At 42.4% G+C, this 17,422-nt stretch carries 17 protein-coding genes, 2 pseudogenes and 1 riboswitch; of the genes and pseudogenes, 15 read left to right on the forward strand and 4 right to left on the reverse strand.

What is annotated here, in order from left to right:
* The first annotated feature begins 3 nt into the window (after positions 1–3).
* From comGC to BM126_RS08985, 6 genes are read left to right on the forward strand one after another with little or no spacing between them, the layout of a single operon-like run.
* Positions 4–312 carry a competence type IV pilus major pilin ComGC gene (gene comGC, locus BM126_RS08960; RefSeq protein ID WP_090989185.1) on the forward strand — a complete coding sequence of 103 codons (309 nt, stop codon included), beginning with the start codon at positions 4–6 and terminating at the stop codon, positions 310–312.
* Between the two features lie 16 nt (positions 313–328).
* Positions 329–763, forward strand: coding sequence for a competence type IV pilus minor pilin ComGD (gene comGD / locus BM126_RS08965; protein ID WP_141770050.1), 435 nt, complete (start codon positions 329–331; stop codon positions 761–763).
* Entirely contained in the window at positions 750–1,085 is a 336-nt protein-coding gene (locus BM126_RS08970; RefSeq protein ID WP_090989187.1) for a hypothetical protein, read from the forward strand. The genes comGD and BM126_RS08970 overlap by 14 nt, the downstream gene beginning before the upstream one ends.
* The gene (gene comGF / locus BM126_RS08975) at positions 1,069–1,503 is read left to right on the forward strand and encodes a competence type IV pilus minor pilin ComGF (RefSeq protein ID WP_090989188.1); all 435 of its coding nucleotides are present in this window, start codon (positions 1,069–1,071) and stop codon (positions 1,501–1,503) included. The genes BM126_RS08970 and comGF overlap by 17 nt, the downstream gene beginning before the upstream one ends.
* Entirely contained in the window at positions 1,496–1,876 is a 381-nt protein-coding gene (gene comGG / locus BM126_RS08980) for a competence type IV pilus minor pilin ComGG (RefSeq protein ID WP_090989189.1), read from the forward strand. Before comGF ends, comGG begins: the two co-directional genes overlap by 8 nt.
* Before the next feature lie 50 nt (positions 1,877–1,926).
* The gene (locus BM126_RS08985) at positions 1,927–2,103 is read left to right on the forward strand and encodes a YqzE family protein (protein WP_090989190.1); all 177 of its coding nucleotides are present in this window, start codon (positions 1,927–1,929) and stop codon (positions 2,101–2,103) included.
* Positions 2,104–2,183: 80 nt separating this feature from the next.
* Here BM126_RS08985 and BM126_RS08990 read toward each other — a convergent pair whose 3' ends face one another.
* Entirely contained in the window at positions 2,184–2,999 is an 816-nt protein-coding gene (locus BM126_RS08990) for a YqhG family protein (RefSeq protein ID WP_090989191.1), read from the reverse strand.
* Positions 2,977–4,665, reverse strand: coding sequence for a DEAD/DEAH box helicase (locus BM126_RS08995; protein ID WP_090989192.1), 1,689 nt, complete (start codon positions 4,663–4,665; stop codon positions 2,977–2,979). Before BM126_RS08995 ends, BM126_RS08990 begins: the two co-directional genes overlap by 23 nt.
* 274 nt (positions 4,666–4,939) lie before the next feature.
* Positions 4,940–5,028, forward strand: a riboswitch (glycine riboswitch).
* Positions 5,029–5,226: 198 nt separating this feature from the next.
* Between BM126_RS08995 and gcvT the strand changes: the two genes are divergently transcribed.
* The 6 genes and pseudogenes from gcvT (at position 5,227) to BM126_RS09020 (ending at position 11,043) form a co-directional block, all read left to right on the forward strand.
* Positions 5,227–6,333 (forward strand): glycine cleavage system aminomethyltransferase GcvT, encoded by a 1,107-nt coding sequence (gcvT, locus tag BM126_RS09000; RefSeq protein ID WP_090989193.1) that lies wholly within the window; start codon positions 5,227–5,229, stop codon positions 6,331–6,333.
* A 17-nt stretch (positions 6,334–6,350) separates the two neighbouring features.
* Positions 6,351–7,697 (forward strand): aminomethyl-transferring glycine dehydrogenase subunit GcvPA, encoded by a 1,347-nt coding sequence (gene gcvPA, locus BM126_RS09005; protein WP_090989194.1) that lies wholly within the window; start codon positions 6,351–6,353, stop codon positions 7,695–7,697.
* A complete protein-coding gene (gene gcvPB, locus BM126_RS09010; protein ID WP_090989195.1) occupies positions 7,690–9,150 on the forward strand; it encodes an aminomethyl-transferring glycine dehydrogenase subunit GcvPB in 1,461 nt (486 codons plus the stop codon). Before gcvPA ends, gcvPB begins: the two co-directional genes overlap by 8 nt.
* A 424-nt stretch (positions 9,151–9,574) precedes the next feature.
* Positions 9,575–9,751: a hypothetical protein gene (locus tag BM126_RS22285; protein WP_177201370.1), complete on the forward strand. Its 177-nt coding sequence runs from the start codon at positions 9,575–9,577 to the stop codon at positions 9,749–9,751.
* A gap of 288 nt (positions 9,752–10,039) precedes the next feature.
* Positions 10,040–10,349 (forward strand): annotated as a pseudogene (locus tag BM126_RS22805) (ADP-ribose pyrophosphatase).
* Between the two features lie 139 nt (positions 10,350–10,488).
* Positions 10,489–11,043, forward strand: a pseudogene (locus tag BM126_RS09020) (GNAT family N-acetyltransferase).
* Positions 11,044–11,356: 313 nt separating this feature from the next.
* Here the strand turns inward: BM126_RS09020 and BM126_RS09025 are convergent.
* A complete protein-coding gene (locus tag BM126_RS09025) occupies positions 11,357–11,737 on the reverse strand; it encodes a rhodanese-like domain-containing protein (protein ID WP_071350306.1) in 381 nt (126 codons plus the stop codon).
* Positions 11,738–11,925: 188 nt separating this feature from the next.
* On the opposite strand from BM126_RS09025, the gene BM126_RS09030 reads away from it, so the two are divergent.
* From BM126_RS09030 to BM126_RS09040, 3 genes are all read left to right on the forward strand, one after another.
* Positions 11,926–12,762 (forward strand): lipoate--protein ligase family protein, encoded by an 837-nt coding sequence (locus BM126_RS09030; protein WP_090989196.1) that lies wholly within the window; start codon positions 11,926–11,928, stop codon positions 12,760–12,762.
* Between the two features lie 420 nt (positions 12,763–13,182).
* Entirely contained in the window at positions 13,183–15,747 is a 2,565-nt protein-coding gene (locus BM126_RS09035; protein WP_090989197.1) for a vitamin B12-dependent ribonucleotide reductase, read from the forward strand.
* A gap of 212 nt (positions 15,748–15,959) precedes the next feature.
* Positions 15,960–16,385 carry a DUF2500 domain-containing protein gene (locus tag BM126_RS09040; protein ID WP_090989198.1) on the forward strand — a complete coding sequence of 142 codons (426 nt, stop codon included), beginning with the start codon at positions 15,960–15,962 and terminating at the stop codon, positions 16,383–16,385.
* A gap of 14 nt (positions 16,386–16,399) precedes the next feature.
* Here BM126_RS09040 and BM126_RS09045 read toward each other — a convergent pair whose 3' ends face one another.
* Positions 16,400–17,332 (reverse strand): substrate-binding domain-containing protein, encoded by a 933-nt coding sequence (locus tag BM126_RS09045; RefSeq protein ID WP_090989199.1) that lies wholly within the window; start codon positions 17,330–17,332, stop codon positions 16,400–16,402.
* Positions 17,333–17,422: the final 90 nt, after the last annotated feature.

Consider the following 17,422-nt stretch of genomic DNA (forward strand, 5'->3'; position numbering starts at 1 on the left):
ACGATGAATGAAAAAGGTTTTACCCTTATTGAAATGCTCATTGTATTATTAGTGATTTCCATTTTGCTGATTATAACGGTCCCGAATATCACCAAGCATCAATCAACCATTCAGACAAAGGGATGCGAAGCCTTTTCGAAAATGGTGCAGGCTCAGGTTGAGGCCTATCAGATTGACCATAATAAGCTTCCGGCTGGAGTTGCGGAGTTAAAAACAGAAGGCTACCTGAAGGAAACCTCCTGCCCGAATGGATCGGCCGTCACTATTGATACGAGCGGACAGGTAAGTGTTTCGGATAATGGCGGAAAATGATATTTGCCTAAAGAAAATGAAATATGAAGGGGGCTACACGCTCGCTGAAATGCTGATCGTTTTAAGCATCTTCATCTTAATCTACTCTGTCTCCTGGGGGCTTTATCCAAGGTTTATGGACCATCAGGAAACAAGGCAATTTCTTACTGATTTAAATGATGATATATTGTATGCCCAGCAATACGCCATCAGCCACCAGGCATATACCAGTTTTGCGATAGATTCGGCTCTTTCAAAATATCAGATATATACCATGGAAGACGGAATTGTAAAAAGCAGGGAGATTCCGCATGACATTGATTTTGTGAAGGGGACCATGAACTTAATTATTTATTTCACCTCAAACGGCAACGTATCCATAGCAGGTGCCTGGTTTATTTTTACCCCTGATGACACATACAAATTGACCCTTAACATTGGCAAAGGGAGGTTCCGAATTGAAAAACTCTAGCGGCTACATTTATCTGGAAATGCTCGCTTCTTTTTTTCTATGCGTCTTCCTGGCAGTGTCTATCTTCCCGATAATAAGCAAAATCCGGCATGACCGGAGTGATCTTTTCATGAAGACAGAAGCTTATCATCTGCTTTATGAGCAGCTTGATGCGTATATGGATGGAGAGGGACAGGCATCAGGCAGTCTTAAAAGCAGAGGGCACAGCTATATATTAACCTGGAGGGAATCTGCGGTGTCCCAGGGGATGATGGAAGGGTGCATAACATATAAAAAAGCAAACGGGCGGGAAGAAACATTTTGTGATGCTGCGAAAAGATGACGGATTTACCATGGCAGAGATGCTGGCATCTCTTGTTGTGCTGCTGTCCATTTCGTCTCTTGTTCTGCAGATGGCTGCCTTTCTTCATACCAGCCTTGGATCTAGGAGCAGCATCAACCCCAGAGAATGGGAAATTTGCATCCACCAGATAAAAAGGGAAGTCAGACAGTCAACAAGCCAGGAGGCATCCGGTGACACGGTGTATTTAGTCGTCGGCAGCGATGTGGTAACCATCGAGAAATACCAGGATAAGTTAAGGAGGAAACTGAACGGGGCAGGCTATGAGGTTCTTTTGCAGAACATAAAAAGTTTTTATGCAAAAAAAGAGGGGAAGTCGATTGTTTTGACAGTGACAGACAAGGAAGGGGCTTCCTTTTCAAGAATTCTGAGGCCCTATATAACGAGCCGGAATGAATAATCAAAAAGGCATGGTTTTTCCAATCATGATGGTGGTTGCTGCAGCGTTCATTTCAGCAGCACTATTTGCCATCGACCGGTATGTGCCTGATAAGAAGTTTCACAAAGAGACAGAAGAAAAGCTTGTGAATGACCATTTACTGAAGCTTGCAGCCAAGGATCTTTCTATCATGCTGCCCAAGGATATTACAGGGAAAATCAGCACAGGAATTTTCTTTTATCAAAATGGGGACGTGTATTATCAGGTGAAAAAACAGAGTCCGCAAATCGTTCAGGCTACGCTTTTTGCCACTACAAAGTCCGGCCGCAAAAGTGAATCCGTTTTTATTTTTAATCTATCTTCGGCCAAAATCACTGAATGGAGGGAGCGGTAGTTGTAATAAAAAGCTTGCGATCTGTGCATACTTGCTAATGGGTGATAAAGATGTCAGCGAATGATTATATTAAATTTTTAACTCAGCAGTTTGTGATGTATACAAATGTGCCAAAAAATCAGCGCAAAGAGCAAAGGCAGATGAAAAAGGAAAATAAGCAGCCCTTTATGAGCACCTGGTTTGGCATTGTGCCTTTTGCTTTAAAAATGCTGATTAAAAGGAAGTAAACATGCCCTTTCCTGCCGAAAGGGTATTTTTTATTGAAAAAACCGGATAACAGGCGACGATCCCTGCTAACCGGTATTTTTTATGCATGATTTTTTTGCCTGTAAAAGGAATCCGTTAAATAAAATAATCCGCCATTTACAATGGAGATGTCGATTTTCGGTTCATATTGAGCCCGAAGCGCTTCTTTTTCTGTATAATAGCTTTCATTTTTTTCTTCCATATCCTCATAGAAATGCTCTAGAAGCTGAAGATCTGCGTTCCAGCGGTTTATCGCTTCTTCTGCCCAGGAATGGTCATCACCTTCTACATAGTTTTTCCGGATGAAGGTATCCAGGCGCGACAGCCCGCTTTTATGCTTGATAAGCGGCGAAAGTGTAAAAGAAAAATCCGGAATTTTGGGTGTCATTTTTAAGGAGAGGATTTTATCATGAAATTCATCCAGCACTTCTCCTGAGATTAAATTGAGGGCAACCGATAAGAAGACATCCTTCTTCCTGTCGCACTGATAAGAAACCTTCACATTCAAATTCAGCCATGGAAACAGGGAGTGTTTGGCAGTTCCCTGCTGCTGGATGTCTTCATAAAGCCTGATGAATCCTGCAAGCTCCTTTGTAGAAGCAAAAATCTGGTGAAGACGCGGTGAACCGAAGTGTATCACTTCGCCTTTAAGATCTTCTGGTGCTTGAGCTGAATCCGTGATTAATGTCAGCTTCTGAGGGTTGGGCTCGCCGCCGGTTTTTTCAAGATAGTGCCAATAGAAAGGACGGTTCATCAGCGCTTTATCCATTTCCACCGTAAGCTGGACAACCAGATGGGAGCTGTGGTCCTCAAGAATTTCACACTGGTTCGACTGGAAGTACTTTTTTAGAAACTCATGGATTTCCTGCTGCTGCAAAGTGATCACCATCCTTCATTTCCTGCGCAAATTTAATAAGCGACGAAAGATTTTCCATTTTAATTTTCATTTCGCCTTCTGTCCGGGATTCCCCGACAACGTCTACCAGATATTCCTCTATGTTTCCGATATCTAATTTTGTCAGGATATCATCGAGCTCGCCGATTACCTTTTCAAATAAATTGATTTTTTCATACAAAAGCTTCAGGATATGTTCTTCGACTGTATCCTGGGTGGCAAAGTTATAAATTCTTACATCTTCTTTTTGTCCGAGCCTATGAATACGGCCGATTCTTTGTTCAAGCCGCATCGGGTTCCACGGGAGGTCAAAATTGATCAGATGATGGCAAAATTGAAGGTTGATACCTTCGCCGCCTGCTTCTGTTGCAATCAAAACCTGTGTCCGGTTTTGGAAGAGCTCTCGCATCCAATCCTTTTTACCTCTTTTGAAGCCCCCCCTGAAGGGAACGGAATTGATGCCATGCTGCTGCAGATACCACTGAAGATAAAGCTGTGTTGCACGGTATTCAGTGAAAATGATCACTTTATCATTAATTTTCTGTATCAGCTCCAGGGCCTTCTCAGCCTTGGAGTTCCGTTCTGTTTCATTCACCAGTGTGAATAAATGATCAAGCCTTGCTGAAAATTCCTCCGGAGGATTTTCATATTTGCCTTTCATTTTCTTTAATGTATAAAAAACAGCTTCCCGGCTGCTGCACGCTTCTCTTTGCAGTGTGAGCGACGAAAAGGCACTTCCAGTTTTTTCTCCTGAGTCCGGCTTGAAATTCGTCACTCCATCATATAGGGCACGCTCTGTAGGCGACAGCTCGATGATGATGGTTTCCACAATCCTTTTTGTCCACTCGATGCCGGTATCGGCCCGGCGGTTTCGAATCATGACGGTATTTACCAGTTCTTTCAGATGTTCATCATCATTCAGACTTCTGCCTTTGCCTTTATATTTCTCGGCGAACAGTGCGGCATTGCCCAGGTGGCCCGGCTTCAGCAGGGAAACAAGATGAAAGATTTCCTCGGGTTTATTCTGAATCGGTGTTGCCGTCAGAAGCAGGCAAAACTTCTTCTTTAAATTCTGTGCAAACTCATAGTTTTTAGTTTTATTGTTCTTGAGTTTATGTGCTTCATCAATAATGATCATATCGTATTCCTGCTGAAAGATGATGTCGCGGTGCGGATCACGCTTTGCCGTATCGATCGAAGACACCACACAATCACAGGCTTCCCACACATAGCTTTTTTTCTGGGCGACTGCAGGAATGTGGAACTTGGTATTCAATTCAAAGGCCCATTGGCTGACAAGGGAAGCGGGTACAAGAATCAGGACTTTTTTGACCAGGCCGCGAATCATATATTCCTTTAATATAAGCCCTGCTTCAATCGTCTTTCCAAGACCTACCTCATCGGCAAGGATCGCTTTTCCATTCATTTCTTCCACTACCTGTTTTGCTGCCTCAAGCTGATGGGGAAGAGGGACTAATTGCGGCAGATGCTTTGGCGCCTGTAGACCTTCAAAATCCGGGACAACCAGCCGCCTTTCGATATCTGCGGCCAGTTTATATAACTCCCAGTTAGCCCATGGCCCGTCTTTCTCAATCTTTTCTAAGAACTCTTCTCCCCAGTCTTGATCGAAGCTTATTTCAATCTTCATGGTCTTGCCCCCTAAACAGAATGAATAATATTATATCTATAAAATCGAGCTAAACACGAACATTAGAAGGTTGAAAAATAAAAATAGTAAGTTGTTTGCGTTTTCAAGATAAAAGTTATTGCGGAAAAAACATTCTTAGTGGTAGGATGGGAATAGAATTTGAGTTTTACAAATTTTCATACTGGCAGAAAACGTGTAAAATGCAGCCGCTGATATAATATTGGCTGATTGGTTTTCTAATAGTATGTACAATGGGTCTTTAAAATATAAGCGGATGAAGGCATGGGGAGAGACTGCATGGTGCAGCGCCGAAGGAGCAAGCTTAACAGCGAATCTCTCAGGCAAAAGAACTCTTGCTGGACGCAGCTCTGGAGAGAGTCCGCGTTACGGGACCACCAAAGGGGAAAGCCTACTAAAGGTAAACTTTCAGGTTTCAGGACAGAGAATTATGCCCAAAGAGGGCAGCTCTGTCCTTTTTTATGCCCTTTTTCTATGAAAGCTGAAACGTTGTATGAGCCGCAAAAGAAAGATTTTTAATCTTATTTTTAAGGAGGCAGCATTTTGACAGAATTAAAAAGAACACCATTATTCGAAGTGTACCGTGAGAGCGGGGGCAAAACGATTGATTTTGGCGGATGGGAATTGCCTGTCCAGTTTTCCGGAATAAAGGAAGAGCATGAAACTGTCCGGACAAGGGCGGGGCTATTCGATGTTTCACATATGGGTGAATTTGAAGTGAAGGGACCCGGAAGCATCGAATTTCTTCAGAAGATGCTGACAAATGATATCCTGAAACTGCAGCCCGGCGGAGCCCAATATACGGCCATGTGCTATGAAAATGGCGGAACTGTTGATGATTTGATCGTATATAAAAAATCGGATGAAGAATATCTTTTGGTAGTCAATGCTGCTAATATCGATAAAGATTTTGATTGGCTTCAGGCCAGCTTAATAGAGAATGTTGAATTGACAAATGTTTCTTCCCAGTATGCCCAGCTTGCACTTCAGGGCCCGGCAGCGGAAGCCGTGCTTCAAAAATTATCTAAAAATACTGATTTGAGTGAAATAGGGTTTTTTAAATTCAAGGAAGATGTTGATTTGAACGGAGTCACAGCGCTCGTTTCAAGAACGGGCTATACAGGCGAGGACGGATTTGAAATTTACTGTGAAAGTGCATCCGGTCCAGCACTTTGGCGGGAAATCCTTGCTGCAGGCAAGGAGGAAGGCATCCTTCCTATTGGCCTTGGAGCCCGGGATACGCTTCGGTTTGAAGCCAATCTTGCTCTTTATGGACAGGAGCTTACGGCTGATATCACTCCAATTGAAGCGGGAATCGGCTTTGCTGTCAAAACCGATAAAGAGGCAGATTTCTACGGGAAATCTGTTTTAAAGAAGCAAAAAGAAGAAGGAGCCCCAAGAAGAAGCGCTGGAATTGAAATGATAGACAGAGGGATTCCGCGCCATGGCTACCCTGTATTTTCCGGGGGAGAGCAAATTGGTGAGATCACTACAGGCACCCAGTCTCCGACACTGAAGAAAAATGTGGGACTTGCCCTATTAAAAAGGGAGTTCACTGAAATTGGCACAGAAGTGGAAGTTGAAATCAGGTCAAAAAGATTAAAAGCTAAAGTCATAGCGACACCTTTTTATAAAAAACCGAGAAAATAGAGGGGAATGAATATTACATGACGCATCGCTATCTGCCGATGACAGAGCAAGACAAAAAAGAAATGCTGGCTGAAATCGGTGTTTCAGCCGTTGATGAGCTTTTCAGCGACATACCGGAAAAAGTCCGTTTCCAGGGTGAATATAACATCAAACCGGCAAAAGCCGAATCATCTCTCATTAAAGAGCTTACAAGAATGGCTTCGAAAAATGCCGACACAAAAAGCTATGCTTCATTTCTAGGTGCAGGTGTTTATGATCATTATGCTCCTATTATCGTTGATCATGTTATTTCACGTTCAGAGTTTTATACAGCATATACACCATACCAGCCGGAAATCTCTCAGGGAGAGCTGCAGGCCATTTTTGAGTTCCAGACTATGATTTGTGAACTGACTGGAATGGATGTTGCTAATTCCTCCATGTACGATGGCGGTACGGCTCTTGCCGAAGCGGCGATGTTAAGCACGGGGCATACGAAAAGAAAGAAAATCCTTCTTTCCAGTGCTGTGCACCCTGAATCAAGGGAAGTCGTCAAATCATATGCAAAAGGCCAGAATGTGGAGGTCATTGAAATTCCTTTCAGTGACGGAATTACCGACCTTGAGGCATTAAAAGAGCAGATGGCGGATGATATTGCAGGAGTTATCGTCCAGTATCCGAATTTCTTCGGCCGTATTGAACCGCTGAAAGAAATAGAAGAAATTGTTCATTCTGTGAAATCCATGTTTATTGTTTCATCGAATCCGCTTGCACTCGGGGCATTGACGCCTCCAGGCAAATTCGGGGCCGATATCGTAGCCGGCGATGCCCAGCCATTCGGAATCCCTCAGGCTTTTGGCGGTCCACACTGCGGCTATTTTGCCGTAACGAATAAATTAATGCGGAAGGTTCCAGGGCGTCTTGTCGGCCAGACAGTGGACGAAGACGGAAAACGCGGATTTGTGCTTACCCTGCAAGCGAGAGAACAGCATATCAGGAGGGACAAGGCAACATCCAACATTTGCTCGAACCAGGCCTTGAATGCCCTTGCTGCCTCAGTAGCCATGACAGCACTTGGCAAAAAAGGCGCGAAGGAAATTGCCGTGCAAAATATCCAAAAAGCCTTTTATGCGAAGAAAGCACTAAAGGAGAAAGGCCTGGAAGTTATCTTTGATGGCCCGTCCTTCAATGAATTTGTCGTTAAACTTCCTGCATCTTTTGAAGATATCAATCAAAAATTATTTAAAAAAGGCATTATCGGCGGTTTCGACTTGGGCCGGATCTATCCTGATCTAAAAGATCACATGCTTGTTGCGGTCACAGAATTAAGGACGAAAGAGGAAATTGACGCTTTTGCCAAAGAACTGGGGGATAGCCATGAATAACCAAGATCAGCCGTTAATTTTTGAATTAAGTAAACCAGGAAGAATTGGCTATAGCCTGCCTGAAATGGATATTGAAGAAGCAAAGCTTGAAGACTTGCTTCCTGAAGGATATCTAAGGGAAGAAGAAGCAGAGCTTCCTGAAGTTTCAGAGCTGGACATCATGCGCCATTATACAGCTCTGTCCCACCGGAACCATGGTGTTGATTCAGGTTTTTATCCGCTCGGTTCATGTACAATGAAGTATAATCCGAAAATCAATGAACAGGCAGCCCGCATCTCAGGCTTTGCCCATATCCATCCGCTTCAGGATGAAGGAACCGTCCAGGGAGCGCTTGAATTGATGTATGACCTGCAGGAACATCTTATTGAAATCACTGGCATGGATCAGGTAACCCTGCAGCCTGCTGCTGGTGCTCACGGGGAATGGACAGGATTAATGATGATCCGCGCTTTCCATGAGGCAAATGGAGACCATGGGCGCACTAAGGTAATCGTCCCGGATTCTGCGCATGGTACAAACCCTGCTTCAGCAACAGTAGCCGGCTTTGAGACGGTTACTGTAAAATCCGATGAAAATGGACTGGTTGATCTTGAGGATTTAAGAAGGGTCACTGGTCCTGATACAGCAGCATTGATGCTCACCAATCCAAATACACTGGGCTTGTTTGAAGAAAATATTCTTGAAATGGCTGCAGTCATCCATGAAGCAGGAGGAAAGCTGTATTATGACGGAGCCAACTTGAATGCGGTACTGTCTAAGGCACGCCCTGGCGACATGGGATTTGATGTGGTGCATTTAAATTTGCACAAAACATTTACAGGCCCGCATGGAGGCGGCGGACCAGGCTCAGGCCCGGTCGGTGTGAAAAGCGACCTCATCCCATTCCTGCCAAAACCGCTTGTGGTAAAGAAAGACGGAGCGTACGGCTTTGATCATGACCGCCCGCAGTCGATTGGCCGTGTTAAGCCTTATTACGGAAACTTTGGAATCAATGTCAGGGCATATACGTATATCCGTTCCATGGGGCCTGATGGACTCAAGGCTGTCACAGAAAATGCGGTCATTAATGCGAATTATATGATGCGCAGGCTGGCACCGTATTATGACCTGCCGTTTGACAGGCATTGCAAGCATGAATTTGTCATCAGCGGAAGACGCCAGAAAAAGCTCGGTGTACGGACGCTTGATATTGCAAAAAGGCTGCTTGATTTTGGATACCATCCGCCAACCATTTACTTCCCGTTGAATGTGGAAGAATGCATGATGATTGAACCGACGGAAACAGAATCGAAGGAAACCCTTGATGCATTTATCGATGCGATGATCCAGATAGCTAAGGAAACAGAAGAAAACCCTGAAATTGTGCAGGAAGCGCCGCATACAACCGTCATTAAACGGCTGGATGAAACACTTGCTGCCAGAAAGCCGGTCCTCAGGTATTTAAAGCAATAATAGAGGTAAAGGCTGACTTGCCTTAAACAGATTAATGATGCCTTCCTGCTGAGTATCCAGTTTAGTTTATACTAAACTGGATATTTATGTTAAAATTGATAAACGGATTGTGAAGTTATATACAGCGAACACCTCGTTATAAAAAGGCTGTTTCGTAAACTTTGCAGCTTTGGAACAAGGGGTTGATTTCCGCTCCAGGATGCTCGCTTTCCGCGGGGCGGGCGGTGAGCCTCCTCTGCTGCGCCTGCGGGGTATCACCTTCCCGCTAATCCCGCAGGAGTCTCGCACCTTACGCTCCAATCAACTTCTTTTAATAATGAGATCGCCTCGCAGAACTCATTAAGAGACAACAATCTTTAAGAAAAGAGACTATAAAAAAGAGGTGGAGCTTGCAGTAAGCTGAAAAAAATGAGGGGGTTCATGTATGGGATTTTGGTATTTCCTTATATTATTTTCAGGACTATTTTTAGTCATGAACGGTCTGCTTGGGAAAAAGAGATTAAGTTTAGTGCTTATAGGATTGTTATGTATTTCGTTTTCAGTATTTATGTTTATCCCGGGAAGTGATGAAATCATTTCTGAATTATTCCATTTGAATTAAGGACTGTAGTGTCTTGATTTTACATAACCACCTATCAAATGCCGTTTTTCTTCAAGCATGATAATTGAACCGCCGGAAACAGAATCCAAGGAAACCCTTGTAGATCTAACTGCAAACAATCCGTACTTAATCCATATTTTTGGAATAAGTACGGATTTTTCATGATTGGAGAAACAATGGTTACAAGGTGATTGTCAGAAAGCCGTTTGTTCTCAAAGAATCGGGCCTGTGATATTTTCTAAATTATTAACGAAGTTTGCTAAAAAGCAAAAGAAATGGGGAACTAAGTTGGTACAAAGCACACAAAATATTTACTCGCCTCCTAAACATATAGTTTCAGCAGCGACTATTATATTGAATGACCAAGAAGAAATTCTATTATTTTGTGGAATATACCAGAATGTGAACTCTTCCATATGCAATACGCTGTTTTTTTTCTAAGCCGGTTGGAGGCAAATTAACGACGTCAGCAGAAAGTTTGGAAGTAGGGTATTATCCTATCGAGCAAGCACTGGAAATGGTCACTTGGAAGAATTTTAGACAAAGAATTGAATCCTGTCTGAATGAAGACGCACACCCTTTCTATATTGAGTTTTAACGAGATTATATTTTATTATAGCAGTTCAGTTATTGGAGAAACAGGTTAAGTAACATATCAAGTTTAAGACCAAATCACTAACTGATTTGTTCCTAAACTTTTTTTGTAGAAAAATGTTACTTGCTAGGAGGGTGGACTATTGATTTATAGTAAAACGGAAAAAATAATAGACACAAATAGGCTGCGTCTTCGTCTATTTCATGAAACGGATGCACAAGAAGTTGCTAAACTATGTAATAATTACAATCTTTATAAAAACACTTTATATTTGCCGTATCCGTATTCAATAGAAGACGCTCTCTCTTGGATAAAAAATCATCTTGGTAATTTTAATAATGATAAGTATTTTGAATTTGCAGATAAAACTAGGGGAGTGTTATACGGAGCAATAGCATTGTCAAATCATTAAAAGTCTGATAATGGTGAGCTTGCCTATTGGATTGGAGAAGAACATTGGGGAAATGGATATGCTACGGAGGCGGCTAAAGCTATACTTGAATTTGCATTTATGGAAAAGGGATACAATAAAGTGTTTTCACGCTACTTTCATTCAAATCCGGCTTCAGGCAGAGTTATTGAGAAATTAGGTATGAAGAAGGAAGGGAGCCTAAGAGAACACGTTAAAAAGGACGAAGAATATATAGACCTTGTTTATTGTGGAATACTCAAATACGAAGCAAATTCTTTTAATTAGGCACTTTAATTAAAGATTGTTGTTTTTAATGTGATGTGTGAGGCGTTTGTATGGTTAAGTCAGGTTGATTGGAGCGTAAGGTGCGAGACTCCTGCGGGATGAGCAGAACAGGTGAGACCCCAGCAGGCACAGCAGCCGAGGAGGCTCACCGCCTGCCCCGCGGAAAGCGAGCATCCTGGAGCGGAAATCAACCACCTTGTTTCATAGCAGCAATCCTTTAAAGGTTTTCTCTGGAAACAAAAAAAGAATCCATTGCTGATGGATTCCTGTTTCGTTCATATTTATAGAAGTGCTGAATGTTCAGCAGGCGTTATTAATTGTTTGACTTGATTTTTCCGCTCCATTGCTTGAAGCCGCCTTTTAAATGATACAGCTCTTTGTAGCCTTTTTTGTGAAGCAGCTGTGCAGCCCTTGCGCTTCTTAGGCCGCTCTGGCAATAGAGATATACCGGCTTGTCCGGGCGAAGCTCTTTAAGGCGGGGCTTCATTTGGGTAAGCGGAATATTTCTGGCACCAAGTATATGCCCATTATCATATTCGCTTGTTTCGCGGACATCGATCAGCTGTGCCTTTCGGTATCCGGCTACGAATTCATCCTGGCTGAGCGTCTTTACAATGCGGCGCTGATTGAACCAGTTGAATGCTGAATAAACAATAACGGCAGCAGCGATGACGATTAATATGTATAATCCCATGAAAAATTCTCCTTTCTGACTAATTCCAACTTGCAGACACCACTTATTATATAATTACGGCGCAGGATAATCAAAAGATTTTTCCAGTGTTTATCATTATCCTGCTATAAAGCTATTTCCTTTTTATTAAGTGCCAATTTTGTTAAACTACAATTGGATAGAATAATAAGCAGTGAAGAGGGTTATATATGAATAAGGAAACTTGGGCCTTTATTGATTCCGGGAATTGCTCCCCATCCTTTAATATGGCCATGGATGAAGCACTATTAAACTGGCACAGTGCTGGGAAGATACCGCCGATTATCCGGTTTTATGGCTGGGATCCTGCCACTCTTTCCATCGGATATTTCCAAAAAGCAGAAAAAGAAATTAATCTTGAAGAAGTCAAAAAGCAGGGGCTTGGCTTTGTAAGACGGCCTACTGGAGGCCGCGCTGTCCTGCATGAACACGAACTTACATATAGCGTCATCGTGAATGAAGAATATCCGGATATGCCTAAAAATGTAACAGAGGCTTACCGGGTAATATCAGAAGGAATACTTAAAGGGTTTATAAATTTAGGGCTGGATGCGTATTTCGCAGTCCCCAGAACAGAAAAAGAAAAGAACGCCCTTAAGGAGCCGCGTTCGTCGGTATGTTTTGATGCACCAAGCTGGTATGAGCTTGTGGTGGAGGGCAGGAAAGTGGCCGGCAGCGCACAAACGCGCCAAAAAGGCGTGATTCTGCAGCATGGATCCATTTTATTGGATCTTGAAGATGAGAAACTGTTCAGCTTATTTAACTTTTCAAGTGACAGGCTCAAGGAAAGAATGATGAAGAGCTTTAAAAGCAAGGCGGTTGCCATTAACGATATTGCGGGACGGACTATTTCCCTTGAAGAAGCAAAAACGGCTTTTGAAAAGGGTTTCGCTGAGGGACTCGGCATCAATCTGCGGCCATATCAGCTATCAGAGGAACAGCTTGCAGAAGTGAATGAAATTGCCAAAAGCAAATATGAAAGCGATGACTGGAATTTTATGAGATAACTTAAAGCGGCATTGGCCGCTTTTTTTATTTGTCTTATTTTCCTCCAGCCAGGAAGTAAACCCGAAAAAAATTATTTATTTTTTTTGAGGGATTTTAAAAATCATTGATAATAAAGGCTTTTTTAGCTTAATAAAAAAGCAACTCCTGAAATGTTCGAAATACCTTCAAAAACTAACAAAAATCGATATTTTTCTTCCTTTTTCTTTTACTTGGAGGTTTTATGGAGTTTGACAAAAAGAAATTATCTCTAACTAAATTCAATATATAGTAGTTAATTTGTTAATTCGAACACTATATATTGATTTCGGTGTTTTAATATGATAAATTGAGGGTACTTTTTAATTCGAATGGCAAAAGCAGCACTACATATAGATTCGAACAGTTAAAGTCAGAAATGGATACACAAAGGAGAGGGAATCATGTCTGTAATAATGAACCAAACGAGGAAAATAAATGTGGACAGGCTGAATAAGGATATTTCTTTATTTCCGCAGGTTCATCCTGTAACGCCTGAAATGAATACGGCCCATAAAGGAGTGTCAAGGCTTGTCATGCTTGACCGCTATGCCTTTAAGGATACAGAGAAAATCACATTGGCCATCGGGGATTTTGTTGTATTGACAATCAAGGAAGATCCGAAATTTCCGGCAAGAGGGCTCGGCTATATTACAGACATCGATTGGGAAAACAAAAAGGCGAAGGTCTCGGTTGAAGATGAGTACCGCGGTTCGCTTGACACCCAGGAGGAAGTGGAGACTGGCATCGTAAACCGTCCGCTTGATGTTATTGAAAAACCTCTCGAAGTTTTTTATGAGCAAATTGCGAAAAGAAATGCGACAGGCCTTGTTTCTGTAGAAGCTTCGGAAGATAAGCAGAAGGAATGGTTTGAAAAATATTATCAGGAATTGTCGAGCATGAACTTTGTTCCGGCTGGAAGGGTGCTATATGGTGCGGGCGCCAATACAGATGTAACCTATTTCAACTGCTATGTTATGCCTTTTATCCAGGATTCCCGTGAAGGCATCTCTGAGCATAGAAAGCAGGTCATGGAAATCATGAGCCGCGGCGGCGGTGTGGGAACGAATGGTTCGACGCTTCGTCCTCGCAATGCTCTTGCAAAGGGCGTGAACGGAAAATCATCTGGCTCCGTCTCATGGCTGGATGATATTGCAAAGCTGACACATCTTGTTGAGCAGGGAGGAAGCAGGCGCGGCGCACAAATGATTATGCTTGCTGACTGGCATCCTGATATTATTGAGTTCATCATTTCTAAGATGCAAAACCCGCGTATCCTCAGATATCTAATGGAAAATACAGAGGACGAGACGATCAGGAAATATGCAAATGAAAAGCTGAAGTTCACTCCGCTTAGCGAGCAGGAAGAATCCATGTACCAGGGGATCATCAATTATAAGCATATTCCCGGATTGGGCGGATTTAATGATAAAATCATCAGGGAAGCGGAAGAAAAGATCAGGACTGGCGGCAATTACAGCGTGCATAACCAGGAATTCCTTACTGGCGCAAATATTTCAGTCTGCCTGACAAAGGAATTTATGGAAGCTGTTGAAAACGACGGAGTCTATGAACTGAGATTCCCGGATACAGAAGGTTACAGCCCGGAAGAAATGGAAATTTACAACCGGGAATGGCATGAAGTCGGTGATGTCCGCGAATGGGAAAAACGCGGCAGGAAGGTTCGTGTATACAGAAAAATCCAGGCAAAAGAGCTTTGGAACCTGATCAATATATGTGCGACTTATTCGGCTGAACCAGGCATTTTCTTTATCGACAATGCAAATGACATGACGAATGCAAAGAGCTATGGCCAGCAGGTTGTAGCAACCAATCCGTGCGGCGAACAGCCTCTTGCTCCTTATTCTGTATGTAACCTGGCTGCAGTTAACCTTGCTGAAATGGCGGATAAGGAAAATAAAACCGTCAATTTCGAAAAGCTGAAGCAGACAGTTGAAATTGGGGTCAGGATGCAGGATAACGTAATTGATGCCACTCCATACTTCCTGGCAGAAAATAAAAAGCAGGCACTTGGAGAGCGCAGGGTTGGCCTTGGCGTTATGGGTCTGCATGATTTATTGATTTACTGTGAAACAGAATACGGTTCCGAAGAAGGCAATGTGCTGATTGACAAAGTGTTTGAAACAATTGCTGTATCAGCTTACAGGGCGTCAATCGAGCTGGCGAAGGAAAAAGGAAGTTTCCCGTTCCTGACTGGTTCGACTGAAGCAGAGACTTTAGAGTTAAGAAATGCTTTTATCCAGTCAGGATTCATGAAAAAAATGCCTGAGGATATCCGTGAAGACATTATCAAATACGGAATCCGCAATTCTCACTTGCTGACAGTGGCGCCAACAGGAAGCACCGGAACAATGGTGGGCGTTTCAACAGGCCTTGAACCTTATTTTTCATTCACCTATTTCCGCAGCGGCCGCTTAGGCAAGTTTATTGAGGTTAAAGCGGATATTGTCCAGGAATATCTTGCAGCGCATCCAGAGGCAGACGCCGGCAACTTGCCGAAATGGTTTATTTCGGCCATGGAACTTGCACCTGAAGCACATGCAGACGTACAGTGCATCATCCAGCGCTGGATTGACAGTTCCATCAGCAAAACCGTCAATGCTCCTAAAGGCTACAATGTAGAGCAGGTTCAGAAGGTATACGAACGCTTGTATAACGGCGGTGCCAAAGGCGGAACTGTATATGTTGATGGAAGCCGCGACAGCCAGGTATTGACACTTAAAGCCGAAGAAAATACATTTGATGAAGAACAATATGAAGAACCTGTTTCACAGGAAAAGAAAAAAATAGTCTTAGTGGATACCATCAATGAGCTTCGTTCCACAAATATGACAATCGGCTCCGAAGTAGGAAACACCTGCCCGGTCTGCCGAAAAGGTGAAGTCCAGGAAATGGGCGGCTGCAACACCTGCACAAATTGCGGCGCCCAATTAAAATGCGGTTTGTAAAAATTATGCATCCCTGTTTTTGTGCAGCTTTGAAATAAAGCTGCGATGGTTATAAAAAGGTTGTGAATAAATACCCCTTTGGATAATATTGTCTAAAGGGGTGTTTTTTTATATCTAAAAACAAGTGCACCTAGAATCGATAAATGGATGAAAGAAGATCGTGGATCTGGAATTGGCTCAAGCATAAATGGATTTATAAGGAGGAATAAATAATGTTTGATACTGGTGAAGGCGGGGATTGGCTTTTCACGGCTGTCCCGATATTTATAGGTAGTATTGCTGTTATCGTTTTCATCATAATAATTGCCGGTTTATTCATGGGACTTAGGCAATGGAAGAAGAATGAGGAATCCCCTCGCCTATCTGTTCCGGCAGTCGTAAAAATTAAACGGACAAATGTCAGTACAGATACTCATCATCATGATCAAAATACCCCCTTTCATAGCTCCTCAACAAGTTACTTTATTACATTTGAATTCGAGAGTGGCGACCGGTCAGAATTTCATGTTTCAGGCAAAGAGTATGGTATCCTTGCAGAAGGAGATACCGGCACATTAACCTTTCAAGGAACAAGATATATTAATTATAGTAGGGAAAAGCAGATTGAACACGCTAAAAAAGAAGGCTTCTACAATTAAGAAGCCTTCTTTTACTATGTTTCGTATATTATTTTCCCTGTCTGTGAGGTATCGTAATCTCCTAAAGATTTTACTTCCGACTGAAATTGCATAGAGGATAGAATTGCTTTTACAGAGCGTATTAGTCCTTCGGTTTTAGGGGTTTTTAATATGACTAAGTCATATTGTTCTGTAATTAACGGGATAAAATCAATTCCAGCGATTTTGGCAGCTTTTTCAATTCCCACACCTGCATCTGCCATTCCAGAAGAAACCGCTGAAGCAACACTTAGGTGGCTGGTTTCTTCATGTTCATATCCTTTTATGTTACTGAAGGGGATTTTGTTGATTCTGAGCTGTTCATCAAGAAGAATCCTTGCCCCTGATCCTTTCTCTCTATTAATAATTTTCACATCATCCCGGTTAAGATCGACCCATGAAGTGAGACTTAAAGGGTTTCCTTTTTTTACGTACAAACCGGCTTTTCTTGAAAGTAGATTAATTAAAATAAAAGGGGTACTAACCAGGATTTTTTTTATATAAGGCAGGTTATATTCTCCTGTGTCACCATCAAACAGATGCAAGCTAACAATGTCACCTTCTCCGTTGTACATAGAGATCAGGCTGTTCAGACTCCCGGTAAAGGACCTAAATGACTTAAAGGATGAATTTTTCTCAATATGTTTACCCAGCATATCTAATACTAGGTCTTGTCCGCTTATAACAATATTATGGTAATCCTTTGTTCCATCCTGGCGGAGATCATTTACAGGGTTTTTATGAGAAGGCTCCTGAATGGTTTTATGATTGTTAATATAATTATCCAAGTCTTTTGCATCAATCCTCATCTGTCTTCCCACACGAAACACAGGCATTTCACCTTTTTTGACAAGGTCATATAGGGTTAATTTTGATACTTTCAAGAACTGTGAAACCTCTTCAATGGTATAGGAAAGCTCCTTTGACATAAAATCCCCTCCACTTTTATTTTAACTTAATGTTGTTTGGAAAAGTAAATTCTCTATTGAAAATGGGATTCGAAATCATTTCCTGTTCAA

Source organism: Bacillus sp. OV322 (assembly GCF_900112495.1).
GTDB lineage: Bacteria > Bacillota > Bacilli > Bacillales > DSM-1321 > Peribacillus.